This is a genomic window from Cyanobacterium sp. T60_A2020_053 (assembly GCA_015272165.1).
Taxonomy (GTDB): domain Bacteria; phylum Cyanobacteriota; class Cyanobacteriia; order Cyanobacteriales; family Cyanobacteriaceae; genus Cyanobacterium.
In genome coordinates this window covers 18841-34840 of record JACYMF010000098.1, presented here as the reverse complement: position 1 = coordinate 34840, position 16000 = coordinate 18841, and the positions used below count along the sequence as shown (strand labels likewise).

The 16000-nt window shown below is 36.1% G+C and carries 15 protein-coding genes; 7 read left to right on the top strand and 8 right to left on the bottom strand.

The features are described 5' to 3' along the window. Nucleotides 1–3 precede the first annotated feature (3 nt). Both IGQ45_13125 and IGQ45_13120 read right to left on the bottom strand, forming a co-directional pair. Entirely contained in the window at nt 4–567 is a 564-nt protein-coding gene (locus tag IGQ45_13125) for a 50S ribosomal protein L25/general stress protein Ctc (GenBank protein ID MBF2058121.1), read from the bottom strand. A gap of 77 nt (nt 568–644) precedes the next feature. Next, nucleotides 645–1979 carry an adenylosuccinate synthase gene (locus IGQ45_13120; GenBank protein MBF2058120.1) on the bottom strand — a complete coding sequence of 445 codons (1335 nt, stop codon included), beginning with the start codon at nt 1977–1979 and terminating at the stop codon, nt 645–647. Nucleotides 1980–2326: 347 nt separating this feature from the next. Here IGQ45_13120 and IGQ45_13115 point away from each other — a divergent pair, with 347 nt between their 5' ends. Beyond that, nucleotides 2327–2581, top strand: a complete 255-nt coding sequence (locus IGQ45_13115; protein ID MBF2058119.1) for a SemiSWEET transporter — start codon at nt 2327–2329, stop codon at nt 2579–2581. Between the two features lie 119 nt (nt 2582–2700). On the opposite strand, the gene IGQ45_13110 is transcribed toward IGQ45_13115, so the two are convergent. Continuing rightward, complete coding sequence (locus tag IGQ45_13110; GenBank protein MBF2058118.1) at nt 2701–3711, bottom strand: penicillin-binding protein activator LpoB; 1011 nt, start codon at nt 3709–3711, stop codon at nt 2701–2703. A gap of 222 nt (nt 3712–3933) precedes the next feature. Between IGQ45_13110 and IGQ45_13105 the strand changes: the two genes are divergently transcribed. Further along, nucleotides 3934–4794, top strand: a complete 861-nt coding sequence (locus tag IGQ45_13105) for an alpha/beta hydrolase (protein ID MBF2058117.1) — start codon at nt 3934–3936, stop codon at nt 4792–4794. 158 nt (nt 4795–4952) lie between these two features. Here the strand turns inward: IGQ45_13105 and IGQ45_13100 are convergent, their stop codons facing one another. Continuing rightward, the gene (locus IGQ45_13100; protein MBF2058116.1) at nt 4953–6323 is read right to left on the bottom strand and encodes an SGNH/GDSL hydrolase family protein; all 1371 of its coding nucleotides are present in this window, start codon (nt 6321–6323) and stop codon (nt 4953–4955) included. A 69-nt stretch (nt 6324–6392) separates the two neighbouring features. On the opposite strand from IGQ45_13100, the gene IGQ45_13095 reads away from it, so the two are divergent. After that, nucleotides 6393–6683 (top strand): DUF2288 family protein, encoded by a 291-nt coding sequence (locus tag IGQ45_13095; protein MBF2058115.1) that lies wholly within the window; start codon nt 6393–6395, stop codon nt 6681–6683. Between the two features lie 225 nt (nt 6684–6908). Here IGQ45_13095 and IGQ45_13090 read toward each other — a convergent pair whose 3' ends face one another. Next, nucleotides 6909–7001 carry a hypothetical protein gene (locus IGQ45_13090; protein ID MBF2058114.1) on the bottom strand — a complete coding sequence of 31 codons (93 nt, stop codon included), beginning with the start codon at nt 6999–7001 and terminating at the stop codon, nt 6909–6911. A gap of 18 nt (nt 7002–7019) precedes the next feature. Between IGQ45_13090 and IGQ45_13085 the strand changes: the two genes are divergently transcribed. From IGQ45_13085 to IGQ45_13075, 3 genes are all read left to right on the top strand, one after another. Next, nucleotides 7020–8222, top strand: a complete 1203-nt coding sequence (locus IGQ45_13085; GenBank protein ID MBF2058113.1) for an anion transporter — start codon at nt 7020–7022, stop codon at nt 8220–8222. A gap of 635 nt (nt 8223–8857) precedes the next feature. Further along, nucleotides 8858–11344, top strand: a complete 2487-nt coding sequence (locus IGQ45_13080) for an EAL domain-containing protein (GenBank protein MBF2058112.1) — start codon at nt 8858–8860, stop codon at nt 11342–11344. A gap of 232 nt (nt 11345–11576) precedes the next feature. Then, on the top strand, nt 11577–12722 hold the full coding sequence (locus IGQ45_13075) for a chromate transporter (protein ID MBF2058111.1): 1146 nt from the start codon (nt 11577–11579) through the stop codon (nt 12720–12722). Between the two features lie 202 nt (nt 12723–12924). Here the strand turns inward: IGQ45_13075 and IGQ45_13070 are convergent, their stop codons facing one another. Continuing rightward, on the bottom strand, nt 12925–13557 hold the full coding sequence (locus IGQ45_13070; GenBank protein MBF2058110.1) for a HEAT repeat domain-containing protein: 633 nt from the start codon (nt 13555–13557) through the stop codon (nt 12925–12927). Nucleotides 13558–13852: 295 nt separating this feature from the next. On the opposite strand from IGQ45_13070, the gene IGQ45_13065 reads away from it, so the two are divergent. After that, entirely contained in the window at nt 13853–14380 is a 528-nt protein-coding gene (locus IGQ45_13065; protein MBF2058109.1) for a hypothetical protein, read from the top strand. Between the two features lie 14 nt (nt 14381–14394). Here the strand turns inward: IGQ45_13065 and IGQ45_13060 are convergent, their stop codons facing one another. Together IGQ45_13060 and IGQ45_13055 are read right to left on the bottom strand one after the other, a co-directional pair. Further along, nucleotides 14395–14595, bottom strand: a complete 201-nt coding sequence (locus IGQ45_13060) for a DUF3285 domain-containing protein (protein MBF2058108.1) — start codon at nt 14593–14595, stop codon at nt 14395–14397. 150 nt (nt 14596–14745) lie between these two features. Further along, nucleotides 14746–15888, bottom strand: coding sequence for a citrate synthase (locus IGQ45_13055; GenBank protein ID MBF2058107.1), 1143 nt, complete (start codon nt 15886–15888; stop codon nt 14746–14748). Between the last annotated feature and the right edge of the window lie 112 nt (nt 15889–16000).

Below are 16000 nucleotides of genomic sequence, written 5' to 3'. Positions count from 1 at the left end.
AAATTAACCTTTCTTACGAGGTGCAACAATGCCGATGATATTTTTATAAGGATCATCTAACACATTAATACCTTCCGCTAAGACTAAATCCGCTACGGGGAAAGTATCACCAATATCAACCTTACTAATGTCCATTTCTAAGACTTGAGGAATATTATCAGGAAGACAACGAACTTTTACCTCAGTAGTCATTTGTTCCATAATGCCACCTTTTTTGATACCAATAGCAGTACCAACAATTTTTAAAGGCACAACCACAACCACATAATTTTCAGGAGAAGGAGAAAAGAAACTAATATGATGTAAAGTTCTTTTCCAAGGATGGCTTTGAACTTCTCTAATTAACACTTTACCATTCCATTCCAACTCAGGAATAGACATTTCCACGAGGGTATTATTGATGGAAGCATTTTTGAGCAAATTAAGCGCATCCTTATGTCCTAAAACCAAAGAAATCGCTTCAGCGCCCTCATGCCCATACAAATTAGCAGGTAAAAGCCCTTCACGACGTAAAGCGCGAGGTTTGCTACCTTCTGGTCTAGTTTTACACTCTAATGTAACTTGCATTTGTTTACTAATTTAATTTATATATTTTATATGCCGTGCCAATCAAGACAACGGACAAACTTTATGATAACTAATTCTTATGACTGGAGGGGATTAACCATCGCATTCAATAAAGCCCGTTTAGGACCATGAATCGGGTCTTCCACAATAATAGTCTGGTCTCGGCGCGCGCCTAAAGACACAATGGCAATGGGTAACTCCATCAAACTTGCCAAAAACTTCAAATAGCTTAAGGCATTTTCTGGTAACTCATCCAAAGTACGACACTCCGTCGTTGACTCTTGCCATCCCGGTAAAGTTTCATAAATGGGCACACAACGGGCAAACTTATTAGCATGGGTAGGTAATTCAGTGATTCTTTCCCCATCCACCTCATAAGCCACACAGACCTTAATTTCTGCTAACTCATCGAGAATATCTAACTTAGTAATTGCTAAACAGTCTAAACCGTTAATGCGAGCCGCATAACGACCGATTACCGCATCAAACCAACCACACCGACGACGGCGCCCGGTAGTTGTGCCAAATTCCGCCCCACGATCTCCCAATAAAAGACCAATTTCATCATTTAACTCAGTAGGAAAAGGTCCTTCTCCTACTCTTGTAGTGTAAGCCTTCGCCACCCCGATAATACGGTCAATGATGGTAGGACCAACACCGGCACCCACACAAGCACCACCAGCAATGGGATTAGAAGAAGTCACATAAGGATAAGTCCCATGGTCCAAATCTAATAAAGTACCTTGAGCGCCCTCAAATAAGATATTTTTCTTTTCTTTGACGGCTTGATTGATTTTGAGAGAACTATCAATAACAAAAGGGCGTAACCTTTCCGCATAACCGAGATATTCCTCGATGACCTTTTTCGGGTCTAACGGTGGTAATCCATAGAGTTTTTCAAGGACGGCATTTTTATAATTAATAGTCCACTCTAACTTATCAGGATTACGATTACCGTTGATTAAATCAAGCATTCTAATGCCGATTCTCTCCGCTTTATCGGAATATGTCGGACCGATGCCTCTGCCAGTCGTACCGATTTTGTACTTACCTCGTCTTTCCTCTGCCGCCTGATCTAAAATACGATGATAAGGCATCGTCACATGGGCAGTTTGCGAGATGTATAAATTGTCAGTAGAAACCTTCAGATTAATTAACTGATCAATTTCTTCCAACAATTCCTGCGGGTCTATCACAGTACCAGAACCGATAATACACTCGGTTTCAGGGTATAGTATCCCTGAAGGAATGAGATGCAATTTAAAGGTTTGACCTTCAACGACCACAGTATGCCCTGCATTTACGCCCCCTTGAGAGCGCACCACGACATCTGCTGATTTACTGAGTAAATCCGTAATTTTTCCTTTTCCTTCGTCGCCCCATTGGGCGCCTATAATAATAACGTTAGCCAAGAGTTTATTAGTGCTAAACTTCACACAAACTATTATTATCGCAGTTTAATACACTTATGTCAAGTTTTATTTTTGGCTAGTTTTTGCTGTAATTATCGTTCGCACGGAAATACGATGGACCACAATAACATCAAATAAATTAAGATTAACAACAAAATGGATCGGTTTTAATAATTTCTTGGAATAACTGTATGAATTATTTTTGAGTGGATAGATTTATTACTTTAGTATTACTTGCTTCTGAAAGTGACCAAAAAAGGTTAACAAAAATGGCGATTTAAATTAATCTTAGCTTAAAATTAGAGGTTGAGATAAGATATTTTTAAGAAAAAAAATTTTAAGAAATTATGACGACTGCAACGGTAATTGGCTTAATGGCAGGGGCGCTGACGACTATTTCATTTTTACCACAAGCCATTAAAACATGGCGTAGTAAATCAGCTAAAGATATTTCTTTGACAATGTTCCTAACTTTTTGTATTGGAGTAATCTTATGGATCATTTACGGTATTTCGATCCAAGATTTACCAGTTTTAGTTACTAATATTGTTACTCTAATTTTAGCAGGAAGTATTTTATTTTTTAAATTTAAATATAAATAAAAAATAGGGTGGGCATTACCCACCAAAAAAAATAGACATCTCTATTTACAAAGCACTGACAAAGTTGTACCGTAAGGAAAAAGGGTTGTGATAACTACTTTCATACAGCCTTGCTTTTCCTACTGCATCGGAGAAGCAATATCACCCACTTTAAAACCAGCGCCCGTCACCACTTTACCCACACTAGAAGTGCCATCAACTTCCGTTAATTCTACGACACCTAGCTGACTCGTAACACGGCGAATCACCTTACCTGTAGCCGGGTCCTTAATTTCCCGACTAACCCTCTCAATGGACAATTTTAAGCCCTTACCGTAGCCATGCTGATTGCCCTTATTGATAATTACAGTATTGCCCGAAACATCGGCAATCAAACCAGTAGTAGTGGGTAAAACTTTAGCGATAGTCGATAATTCCCCTTGTTTTTCATCCATTTTGGCGATAATTTGTTTTACCGCATCTTGGGTAGCAACAGTTAACAGAGTAGCATCATTATTGGTACTTGTGCCAACACCAACTCCTCTCACTCTGATTTGCCCATCTACCTGTGCCACCTCCGCTTTACCCTCTGCCGTCATCAAAATTTCCCCTGTGGTGGTATTAACCAGACGACTATTGATGGTGACAAGGGCTTTTTTGGTCTGATTACCAAAACCAAAGCCAAACATCCCAAAACCTGTGTTACGATCCTGTAAGTCAAACTGAGTAATTGAGCCTAACATCACCAACTCAACTCCCAAAAGTCTGCCGATTTCTGCCGCCGTAGAAGCATCCATTCTTCCAGAAGCCCCCAAATTTTGTTCTTGTAACACACTATTAAGGCGACTTCTCTCAATAACTCGATATTTACCGGTTTCTACCAATTCAGTCACCACCACATCACTGACACCACGCCCAGCGCCCTCAATCAAGTTAAGATAACTAGGGTTACTAATACTACTATAATCAAAATCCATTACCGCTAATCTGACCTTTTCTTGGCTATTTTGAGCCACCATCACAGGGGAATTATTTGCCAAAACAGGAGAAAGACTTGTTTCAATACCTATACCCACTAAAGATAAGGCAATGACACCAGAAATTATTTTTTTAGGGGTGTTATAAAACTGATTAAGTTTATTTTTGTTCATGTATTTTTACCTATAATTATTGAAGAATAAAGGGTTTCAAACCCCGTCTTTTAAAACGTGAGCAAAGAAACACGGTAGTTAAAGCTATGTTTAAATTTATCTTTGCCTTTTTGATTTATCATCTTAAAGACTTTTTTGATTATAAAACAATCTTCTTTCAGTTATTAGCAACTAACCATTAAAATCTAACATAGCTTACTCAATACTATAATTTTTTATCCAATGACCATTACTCAAGAAGGCACAGTTAATATTAGAGGAGTTAATCACTACTACGAATGGATTACTACTGACACTCCTCAGCAATCAAAACCCGTGATGGTATTCATTCATGGCTGGGGTGGTTCATGTCGATACTGGCGTACTACGGCAAGGGCGCTGGTGAATCAGTTTGACTGTTTATTATACGATCTCAGGGGCTTTGGCAAATCAGCGCCCTCCACCGAAACAGGAGAATATTTAGGCTATGAATTAATGGATTATGTGGAAGACTTAAAACTATTATTAGATGCTTTTAATCTCGACAAAATTTATCTTAATTCTCACTCCATGGGGGCATCCATTGGGGCTCTATTTGTGGATTCAGTGCCCGACAGAATTATCAAAGCAATTCTCACTTGTAACGGTATTTTTGAATATAATGCCCTAACATTTTCGGCATTTCATCAAGCAGGAGGATATGTTGTAAAATTGCGATATAACTGGTTTTTAAAAGTACCTATGGCAGATAAACTTTTTATGGCAAGATTCTTAAATAAACCCATAGATAGTGAGATGAGTATGGCATTTTTAGAAGATTTTTTATTAGCAGATTATCAGGCAGCGTTAAATACAATTTATACCGCCGTAAGTAAACAAGCTGTGGAAATTATGCCCGAAGCCTATAAAAATATTAAAGTGCCAACTTTATTAATTACAGGAGAAAAAGACCAAATTATTCCCCCTCGTTTAGGTAAACCAGCAAGTATCTTAAATAAAGAATATATCAGCTATGTAGAAATTCCCCAAACGGGACATTTTCCTATGTTAGAAGATGAAAAAACTTACTTAAATATTATTAATAATTTTCTTAAATTGAACTAAGATAATAAATGCTCAAGCCAACTTAATATAACAAGGGGCTGTTTCAAAGTAGGTATCAAAACGCTTTGCCCTCACCCCCAACCCCTCTCCCACAGGAGAGGGGAGTAATATTTCCTATTAATAGCTTTAATGACACAAAATGACAATATTTTAGTATATTAAGCAAATACAAAGTTACTATCAGCAATGGTTGTATTGAGTAAAATACCCACATCTTGACCAAATGCCGTAATAATTACATCGCTACCATCTTGGCTATAGCTAAAATCACTACTACCTAAACTGAGTGTAGTATTGAGGAAACCGATAACATCTTCATCAGGGTTAAAGTCACTGATAATATTCGGGTTATTAGGAATAGCGCCCTCATCCGTATATAACCAAAATTGATCAGCGCCCTCCTCCCCAGTAATACGATTACCACCACCACTGGTACTAATAAACAATTTATCGTCACCATCACCCAAAATAATACGATTATTTGTCCCCGCAAAAAGAGTATCATCACCACTACCGGTATCAATACGGCTATTGCTTCCTACTTGGCTAATATCAATAGTATCCATACCACTGCCGGTAAAGAGAATTTGATTATCCCCTGTAAACCCATTATCCATAAAAGCCGAGTCAAGATTATCATTTTCAGCACTTCCTGCCGTTACCAAAGATAGCTGAGGAGAAAGGGGAGGGGCGCTGGAAATAATTTGTTGACTAAAGGTATCCGAGAAAATTTCATTTATCCTGCCGGTGGGATGAAGGTCATCCCACCAAAAAAACTCATTCGGATTACCCACAGGAGTTAAAGTTTGTGCATCGAGGACTTGATCTGTTAAATTAGTAAGACCAAAACTGTCCGGATCATCCACAATAGTTGCAAAAACTTCATCAGTATCAAACTCATAAATTGTTACCCCCAAATCCTCTCGTAATTGGTCAAGGGCGCTGTCTAAAAGAGTGTTATATTGCAATTGGACGGCTTTTGTTAGTTCACTTGCCCCCAATGTATTAACAAAAGGACTTGCATCAATGGGCGGTGCGTTAAATACCCCAAAAGCATCTGCTCCAGCTTGAACTAATGTTGAAATATGATCAACGACATTGTCAACCATAATTTGTGGTGACACTTCAGAATTAAAAACAATATCGTTACCGCCACCAAAAAGGAAAAATAAATCTCCCTCTTCCGGTGTATTATTTTGTAAATAAGTGTTGATTTGTGTACCGAGGTTAGGGGCGCTGAGGGCAGAAAATCCTTGACCTAATTCAGCGCCCCCCACCGCAAAATTATCCCCTCCAAGGAAAGAAGGAGTAGAAACAGAACCGCCCAAACCGATTTTTTCAGCCACTAACTCCACTATATTAAAGCCGTTGGTTGCCCGACCATTATTATAGGGAGGAGAAGGAAATTGAGTATTATTAGTGGCAATATTAGCATTACCCACATCAGATAAACTGTCCCCGAAAACGATAATATCTTGATAGGGGATGATGATCTCATTATTTTCCATAGTTTCTGTGAGAATTTCCATTAAATTATTGATTTTTATCTAAGTTTAAAGATAACCTGAAGTAAAGAAAAGAAAAATAATTTTATTTCCATGTCTAATATTACAACTCAATTAGAAGAACAGTTAGCCGAAGTAAATTGGCAAGATTTAATCCCCCATGCCCAAAGAGATGTCATCATTGTGGTAGATGAAAACCTCGATTTACTCACCGTAGGAAAAGCCATCGCCCTTGATGATACTCAAAAAGTACAAAATTGGATTAGCGAACAATTAATTCAAAAACCGACACCTCAGCAGTTAAGTAATTGGAATGGTCATCAAGATAGTAAATTTGATACTATTATTGTTCAACCTTTTGTTTTAATCAAGCCAATTTTTTAACTGACGTTACGCACTGATTCAAGTGTTAAGTTAAGGGAGGTTTCAGGTAGCAGGTGGCAGGTTTCAGGTTTAAAACCCTTCTCTCAATAAACTTTTGTACAAGAAAAAGATCAATAAACATAAGTTTCTTGTCAATTCTTTAACCTAACGACACCCACAATTAATTTTATTTTTGCATAACATCAGTTTCTAATATAAAGTAATCCTATTTAAGTTGTTATATTATCAACAATTAAATTTTGATAACAAGGGGTTTAAACTCCTTGTCTGGTTAATTACATGATAATTTTCTTTATTTTTACATTTCTCACAAATAATTTAAGACTGCTATAGCTTATGTCTGAGGAAAACTTTGTTTGGTGGCGAGGATTACAAATTTTTTGTTTGGTGTTGAGTTATGTCGGCTTGGGTTTGGGTTTTATTCCATTTCTCAAAATGAATCGCGCCACCATTGCCTTAGTTGGTTCAACTTTGATGATTGTTTTAGGGGTAGTTTCCCTTGAGGAAAGTTGGCAATTAATCGATGTTAATACCATTGTTTTTTTACTGAGTATGATGATTATTAATAGTTATTTATCCTTTTCTGGATTTTTTAACCTAGTTATTTATCGCTTATTACAATTATCTTTAACACCTTTTTCTTTATTAATTATTCTCAGTATTAGCACTGCTTTTTTATCGGCTTTATTTCTCAATGATACCCTTGTTTTAGTGACAACTCCCCTTGTTTTAAGGTTAACAGCTAGTTTAAATTTAAATCCTATACCCTATTTGTTAGCGGTAGCTTCAGCCACCAATATTGGTTCCGTGCCAACTCTTAATGGCAATCCTCAAAATATTTTGGTAGCTTCTTTTTCTGAGCTTTCCTATGCACAATTTACCCAAGCACTGTTACCGATAACTATCATTAGTTTAATCTTACAAATAGTTTGGTTATATTATTTATATCCCGAAGTGCGCTGTCGTCATGTGTTAAAATTCGATCATTCTACCCCCGTAGTTATTCATAAGTCTTTGTTGATTAAAAGTCTCATCGTTTCTACTCTCATGTTAATTAGTTTTGTGTTAGGAATGCCTCTGGGGCGGAGTGCGCTGGTTACAGCTTCATTATTATTAATCACTAAACATCTTGAATCGGAGCAAGTTTTAGAGGAAATTAATTGGTCTTTATTATTGATGTTTTCTGGTTTATTTATCTTAACAGGTTGTGTTCAGTCTTTGAATTTACTAACTATTTTTGCGCCTTTCGTAGATTCTAAGGTGGGTTTGGTATCTGTTACGGTAATTTTAGCTAATTTAATTTCTAATGTTCCAGCAGTTTTATTATTAAAAGATATGATGGTGGATAATCAACAAAATTGGCTTTTGTTGGCTTCTAGTGCTACCCTTGCTGGTAATTTAACATTATTTGGCTCTGTGGCAAATTTAATTATGGTGGAGGCAGTAAAATCTCAAGGTTATAATTTATCTTTTTGGCAACATTTTCGTTTTGGTTTTCCTTTGACTATTGTTAGTTTATTACCATTGCTCATATTGTGATTGGTTATGCTAAATTAATTAGATATTTTTACCAAAATATTAATTCATCAAAACTTTAAATTTTTGGCTCTTTTACTTTGAATATAATAGATTACTGGCTAATATTAAAGCATTTTTATTCTCAAAAATGTTAATTTCTTAAACTAGCTATAAGTCTAAAATTAAGAGTTTTAACGACTAATAAATCAATGATTAGAAAAAATGGTCTCTTTCTCCCGTGCTTCCCCTTACAAAATTTAGATTTTGGTTCCATTTTGAAAAACACCCTCAACTTATCAGTGGTGTTTGATTAAACTATAATGGGTCTTCACTAGATAGTATGCTACCGAGACTGTAAGCCTTACTCTCTCGTTCTCAAAATGCAATTTGCATACCAAGTAATGAAGAGCCACTATAATTGATATTTTTAACGAGCTAATAGTTAGCTAAAATAAGAATGTCAACAAAAATAATGTGATCAAACTTAATGAAAAATAAAAATTAGTGACATTACTTTAGTTGTTTTAAAAAACTATTTAAAAACTATAAAAATGTTAAACAATAAATTTTCTAAATTTCACTAGCGGTTACTGAAAAATTATCTTGGCTTCATTTTCACTTAATCATTTATTTAAAATTGATTGTCTTTCCTCATTATGTCTGAAACTTCTGATTTTCAACACATTTTAACCATTGAATACGACAACAAAACTAAAAACATTGGACTTAGTAATGATGTTTATTCCATTGGCAGACACTCTAGTAATTCTATCGTCATTTATGACACAACAATTTCCCGCTATCATTGCACTATTTTACCTGTCAAATATAAAGATAGTAAAGGAAAAGAAGTTTTTTGGATTATTGATGGCGATTTAAAAGGAAATCGTAGCGCCAATGGTATTTTTGTCAACGGTGATAAATGTTTGTCCCACGAATTAAAATCAGGAGACATAATCAATATTGGTAGTGGTGGCGTTAAGGCTAGCTACAATATCATTCAAAAAGGTGAAATAGTTATTAGTGAAGATAATCTTTTTGAAGATGAAATTTTTGTTGATACGAATATCAAAACTATTCATATTATTGACTCAGATAGTATTGAAAAACAAACTTATTTTACCAAAGAAGGCTTACCTTTTGTTGAACAAATAATCTATTTATTATCCCAACAACAAACTATTGCTTTTTATGCTACTTTTGATGTCAATTCGGAGCGACAAATAATTAATTCAAATACTGTATTTAGGACTAAATTTCCTGATTTTAGAAGTAAGTATCATGATAATCCTTTCTTGAAAAATCTTTCAGAAGATTTATCTAGTAATGAATCTCAAATTATTCTTAGGGAAATAGAATATGATGATAAAAATTTGACTCAATTAGCTTTTTACAACGAAAATAAAACAGTAATTAAAAATTATTTATTTGAATTTAATCAGCACGAAAAAGTGGAGAGGGCGCTGAGAGAAAGCGAAGAAAAATATCGTGCCGTAGTACGTCAAATCTCCGAAGGAATCATTTTAATTGATCCTTTTTCTAAACAAATCTTAGAAGCAAATAACGCTTATTGTAGTTTAACAGGATATACAAATCAAGAAATTTTAAGCCTTAAAATTTATGATTTAGTGGCAGTAGATGCTGAAGTAACTGATAGCATTATTCGCAAAATTCATCGAGATAGATTAGATTTAATTCAAGAATCTCTTCACCGTTGCCAAGATGGGAGTTTAATTCCTGTGGAAGTTAGTATGAGTGTAATTTACTACAGTGCCAAGGAAGTAATTTGTTACGCCGTCAGGGATATTACCGAGAGGAAAATATCAGAAGAAATGTTGCGTTATCAAGCCTGTCATGATGTATTGACAGAATTAGGTAATCGTAATTTATTTAACGAGCAATTATACAAAGCCATTGCTAATGCACAAAGATATAAACATCAAATGGCGATTTTATTCATTGATTTAGATCGTTTTAAGAATATTAATGATACTTTAGGACATGAAATTGGTGATAAATTTTTAAAGAATGTTGCCAAAAGATTACATAAATGTTTACGCACTGCTGATGTTATCGCGCGCTGGGGGGGAGATGAGTTTACTATTCTTCTTTCCGAAATCAGTCACAGTCGAGATGCTTCGGTAGTTGCCAGAAGAATTTTAAATAGTCTTAAAAAACCTTTTCAAATCATTGACTATCAACTTTATGCCAGTTTAAGTATCGGCATTGCTATTTATCCTCAAGACGGTGATAATCCTGACACACTACTAAAAAATGCTGATATTGCCCTTTATCGTACCAAAGAGGAAGGCGGAAATCACTATCAATACTATCTACCGAGTATGAATCATCAGCGCACGGAGTTATTACAAATCGAGAGTTATTTATACGATGCGCTGGAAAATAACGAGTTAGAGTTATGTTATCAACCGCAAATTGATATTACCAAAGGGGAAGTGGTAGCCATGGAAGCGCTGATTCGGTGGCAACATCCTCAGTTAGGTAAGGTTACCCCCAGTAATTTTATTCCCATTGCCGAGGAAACGGGGTTAATTATTCCCATTGGTGAATGGGTAATTTCTCAAGCCTGTCGTCAGGGTAAAATATGGCAAGATTTAGGTTATTATAACTTGAGTGTAGCAGTTAATTTATCTCCTCGACAGTTTCAGCAAAGAAACTTTGTTAATGTAGTCAAAAATATCTTAATAGAAACGGGTTTATCTCCACAGTTTTTGGAAGTAGAAGTCACGGAAACAATGATCATTCAAGACCCTAATTTGGGTAAACAAATTCTGTCACAATTAAGTGATTTAGGTATCTTGGTGACTATGGATGATTTTGGCACTGGTTATTCTTCTTTGAGTTATTTAAAACAATTTCCTTTTAAAAAGATTAAAATTGACCAAAGTTTTGTTCGGGAATTAAAAAATAATCAAGAAGATTTAGCCATTATTTCTGCTATCTTGATTTTAGGAAAAGGACTTAATTTAGAAGTGGTGGCTGAAGGTGTTGAAACAGAAGATCAGTTAACTTTATTAAGAGATTTAAAATGTGAGCAAATGCAGGGTTATTTTTTTAGTCAACCTTTAGACGTTAATGAAGCTAATCTTTTTTTACAACAGAAAGATATCGCAATTATGTAGGCAATGGATAATGGATAATATCAAGTTCGGATAATTAGTTACAAATAGATTAGAGTTGTTGCGAAATAAGAGATAATAAAAAAGGCGTTGCATCATTGCGGGATGATATGCAATTTTCTGATAGGTTGAAACAACTGTAATATTAAAGGCGATGACCTTTTTAAAATAAGTGACAATCTCTCATAAACTTATGTTCGTGCATAGTTTTATTTTTTAGATAATAAATTAGTATATGTCAGAAAATCAACAGCCTTCTTTGAAGGAAATTGCTCAGGTTTTTTTACGTCTTGGTATAACGGCATTTGGTGGACCAGCAGCGCACGTCGCCATGATGGATGACGAAATCGTCCAAAAACGACAATGGATGACCAGAGAGCGTTTATTAGACCTATTAGGAGTAACAAATTTAATACCCGGACCTAATTCTACAGAATTAGCGATTAGTATTGGTTATGACAAGGGAGGATGGCGCGGTTTAATCGTTGCTGGTAGTTGTTTTATTTTTCCTGCCATGGCGATAGTGTGGATTTTAGCTTTTTTATACTCTCAATATCGTACTGTACCCCAAGCTGATGGGTTATTATACGGCATTAAACCTGTAATTATCGCTATCGTTATCCAAGCATTGTGGAAGTTGGGAAAAAAAGCGGTAAAAAATTGGTTAACAGGGTTAGGAGCGCTCTCCGCCGTGATCGGTTATTTTATGGGTATAGATGAAATTGTGGTTTTGTTAGCAGTAGGTTTGGGAGTAATGTTAATTCAACTGCGCTCCAATTTTAATGCTAATGGTTTATGGTTGCCTTTATCTCCTTTGGTGGCTCAAACTGTTGTTGGTAATAGCATTAATAGTCCCTCTCCCCTTAATGTTTTTTTGTTTTTCCTCAAAGTAGGTTGTTTTTTATATGGTAGTGGCTATGTACTATTAGCATTTTTAGAACGGGCGCTGGTGACACAAAATCAATGGTTAACATCTCAGGAGTTATTAGATGCTATTGCCATTGGGCAGTTTACCCCCGGTCCGATTTTGACCACTGCCACTTTTATTGGTTATCTTTTAGCTGGTAATATGGGCGCTATCATGGCTACTTTAGGCATTTTTCTACCTAGTTTTATCCTTGTTTTGATAATTAATCCTTGGGTGGATAAGTTACGCCAATCCCCCGTTACCAGCGCCCTCCTCGATGGCGTAAATGCTGGTTCGGTTGGTTTAATGGTAGGAGTAGCTTTTATTCTCGGTAAAGAGTCTTTATTTGATATTCCTACCATAATTATAGGGTTGGGGGCGCTAATTCTGCTTTTTCGTTTTCAAATTAATTCTATCTGGTTAATACTGGGGGGAGGGGCGCTGGGCTTTCTTTTATATAATTATGAATTATGAAATAATAATTTCCTTTGCCCTTTTAATATCAAGTCCGTTTGCTCACTTGCAAATTAGTAAGATCAATATCTTAGTTCAATTTATTGAACGAAAAACTATTAGCCGTGTAATTCATTACACGGTGGGTAAATTACGAAGATATAGTCTTTTGTAACAGATTACCCGAACATGACATAATTTTGCCCTTTGCCCTTTTGATCAATTATTCCGTTTTATGCAAAAATTCTAAAGCCTTACTAGCTCGACATTGTAAAGCTATTTCTTGATCTTTTTTGCTAATAGTGTGCAATTTTTGCTCAATTTCTTCTTGCCACTCAGAATTATTAATGGTTTTGTAGAGATTCTCCAGAGAAACAATACTAGCATAGCGCACGACCCACTCCCCATCATCAATGGTAGTAAAAAGAGTATCGAGGACTTGCTTTTCAGCGCCCTCCCTCTCTGACAATGGCAACTTGTGCCACTGCAAACTACCTAACCCTTTAGCGGCGGCGCGCCTCACACTAAGGGAAAAATCACTGATGGAGGCTTTTATTAATAATGGTAGCGCACGAGGGTCGCCAATTCCAGCAAAGACCCGAATCATCCAAGCCCTAGCGCCATAATTATAATCATCAATATTCGCTAAAAGAGGTGTTACGGCGCTTTCTCCCAAGGAAATTAATCCCTCTGTGGCACTTACCGCCGCCCCCGGATTATTAAACCCTAAAACTTCGATGAGGGTAGGAATAGCTTGAGGTGATTTCGCTTGAGCCAATTTACTGACGGCTAAAAATAATTTTTGGGCAGAATCCGCTTCATTTACCCCTTTGATTAATTCATCAATATTAGACATTTATTAAAAAACTCTTTTGTATTTTTTACCACTGAATATTTTATTTTAACGGTGGAGGGCGCTGGTATTTTAAGTAAGAAGTAATAAGTAATATCAAATTTGTTTGATGACTTACAAATGAGTAATATCAACATCTTAGTTCAATTTATTGAACGATTGGGCTATTGGTTCCGTGTAATTCATGACACGGTGGGGTATAGGACTTGATATTATCTATCATCCATTGTCATTTTTCCTAATTATTCACTTTTGAAATTTGATATACAATGAAAATACATTAATTTTAATCAGAACTATGAGTAAGTTAAAAACCCTCAAAGAATATCAACAAGAAGAGCAAAAACTCAAAGAAATTTTATTACTATTGGATCAGTTATTTAAACGAGAAGAAGCCACAGCCAAAAGTATTATCGGTTGTCTTTATGATATTGCTACCATTAATTTAATCAATAAATATTGTCCCTTATGGGGTATTAATCCTACCTTAAAATATTTACGCCGTTTTCCTCGCCCTGTGGCTAAAAATCTCGGTTTAAAATTGTATTTACAGCCGAATTGCCCCCAATTAATCACCGATTGGCTTTACACTTTAGTAGAATTTCCTGATCAAATTCCCACCAAAGAAGCAGAAGTAATTAACAATAATATTTTACCTGCCCAAGAAAAAGAAATTAAATCCTTACGAGGTAAAGTTAGGGTGTTGGCAGGGGCGCTGGTGGCTTCGGTGGCAATTTTTGCTGGTAGTTTTACTTGGATTGCCCACAATTTGCAGTTAAGCCCCATGGAGTTATTAAGGGTAACTGAAGTTGCAGACAGTAATTGACAATTATCAGTATTTTATCGAGTGAGATAGGAAATACCAATGAAAAAAGTCATCAAGCCAATGGTAGTTAAAAAGAAGTGTTTTAAAGATTGATTCTTCTTTTTTACCATGTTACGCATGGCTAATTTAACATAGCTATCTTTGGCTTCTTGATTTTTGGTTTCTGATGTTTCAGTGATGGGTGATGTTTCGGTGGAGGGCGCTGGATTATTCATAAATATATTTTAATAATTGCAATTTTACATCGATTGTAACTTATACATCGAAAAATACTCCCCTGCTAAACAAATCAATTTTGTACCTGACTTTGAATATCCCCTGCTATGGGAGAGAGGTTGGGGGTAGGGTAATAATTAATTAATAATTCAGCGCCCTTCCATCGGTATATAAACCCCTTCTTTTTCGCCAATATAGACTTGAGTTGGTCGAAAAATACGATTTACTGCCAACTGTTCGCGCCAATGAGCCAACCACCCTGCTACCCTAGAAATAGCAAACATAGGTGTAAACAAATCACGTTCAATACCTAATTTTTTATAGACTAAACCTGAATAAAAATCAACATTAGCGTATATCCCCTTATGTCCCAAATGTTCAGTGACAACCTTTTCCACTTCGAGGGCAATATCATAATATTCATCATGCCCTGTCAACTCAAAAAGTCGCTCCGCTAACTGTTGTAATATCTTAGCGCGCGGATCCTTCACCTTATAAACTCGATGACCAAAACCCATTATTTTCTTTTTGTTGGCAATGCAATTCTCTATGTAAGGGCGCACGTTTTCCACGCTACCGATTTCCTCTAACATAGTCAATACCTCCTCATTAGCGCCCCCATGGAGAGGTCCAGCTAAAGTGCCTACGGCAGAAGCCACCACCGCATAAGGATCAGTTAAAGTAGAAGCCGTCACCATAGCAGAAAAAGTAGAAGCATTCATGGTATGTTCAGCATGAAGCATCAGACACACATCAAAAATTCTCGCCTCCAACGGCTCGGGTTCTTTTTCCGTTAACATATACAAAAAATTAGCAGAATAGTTTAAATTATCATTGGGTTTAACCGCATCATTGCCTTCACGCATTTGTGAGAAAGCAGCTACCATGGTGGGAATTTTTGCTAATAATCTAACTACCGCATCTCTAATATATTCTTCCTTATCTAAGGCACGGCGGGAGTAAAATAAACCCAAAGCCGCCGCCGAAGTTTGTAAGGCATCCATGGGGTGTCCACTTTCGGGAAAACACTTCATCATGTCCCGAATGTGATATTTGATGCGACGATGATTATTAATATCTGCTTGAAATTGGTCTAATTCTTCTTTATTCGGTAAACGCCCCCAAATTAAGAGGAAAGCAGTTTCTAAAAAGGTACTTTTTGTCGCTAATTCTTCAATATTTATGCCTCTATATTTCAATATCCCTTGTTGACCGTCCACAAAACTAATGCTAGATTGTGCCACAGGTACTCCTTCTAAACCGGGTTTATATTCACAAGCTGGTTGAGCCATTTTTATACCTTAACAATTTCAATATAACTAGATGAAAATAACGGTTTTTGCTGTCTTAATAAGTCATAGTTGATACTTTTTGACGGTTATGGACAGGTTTTCTCTTTCCATT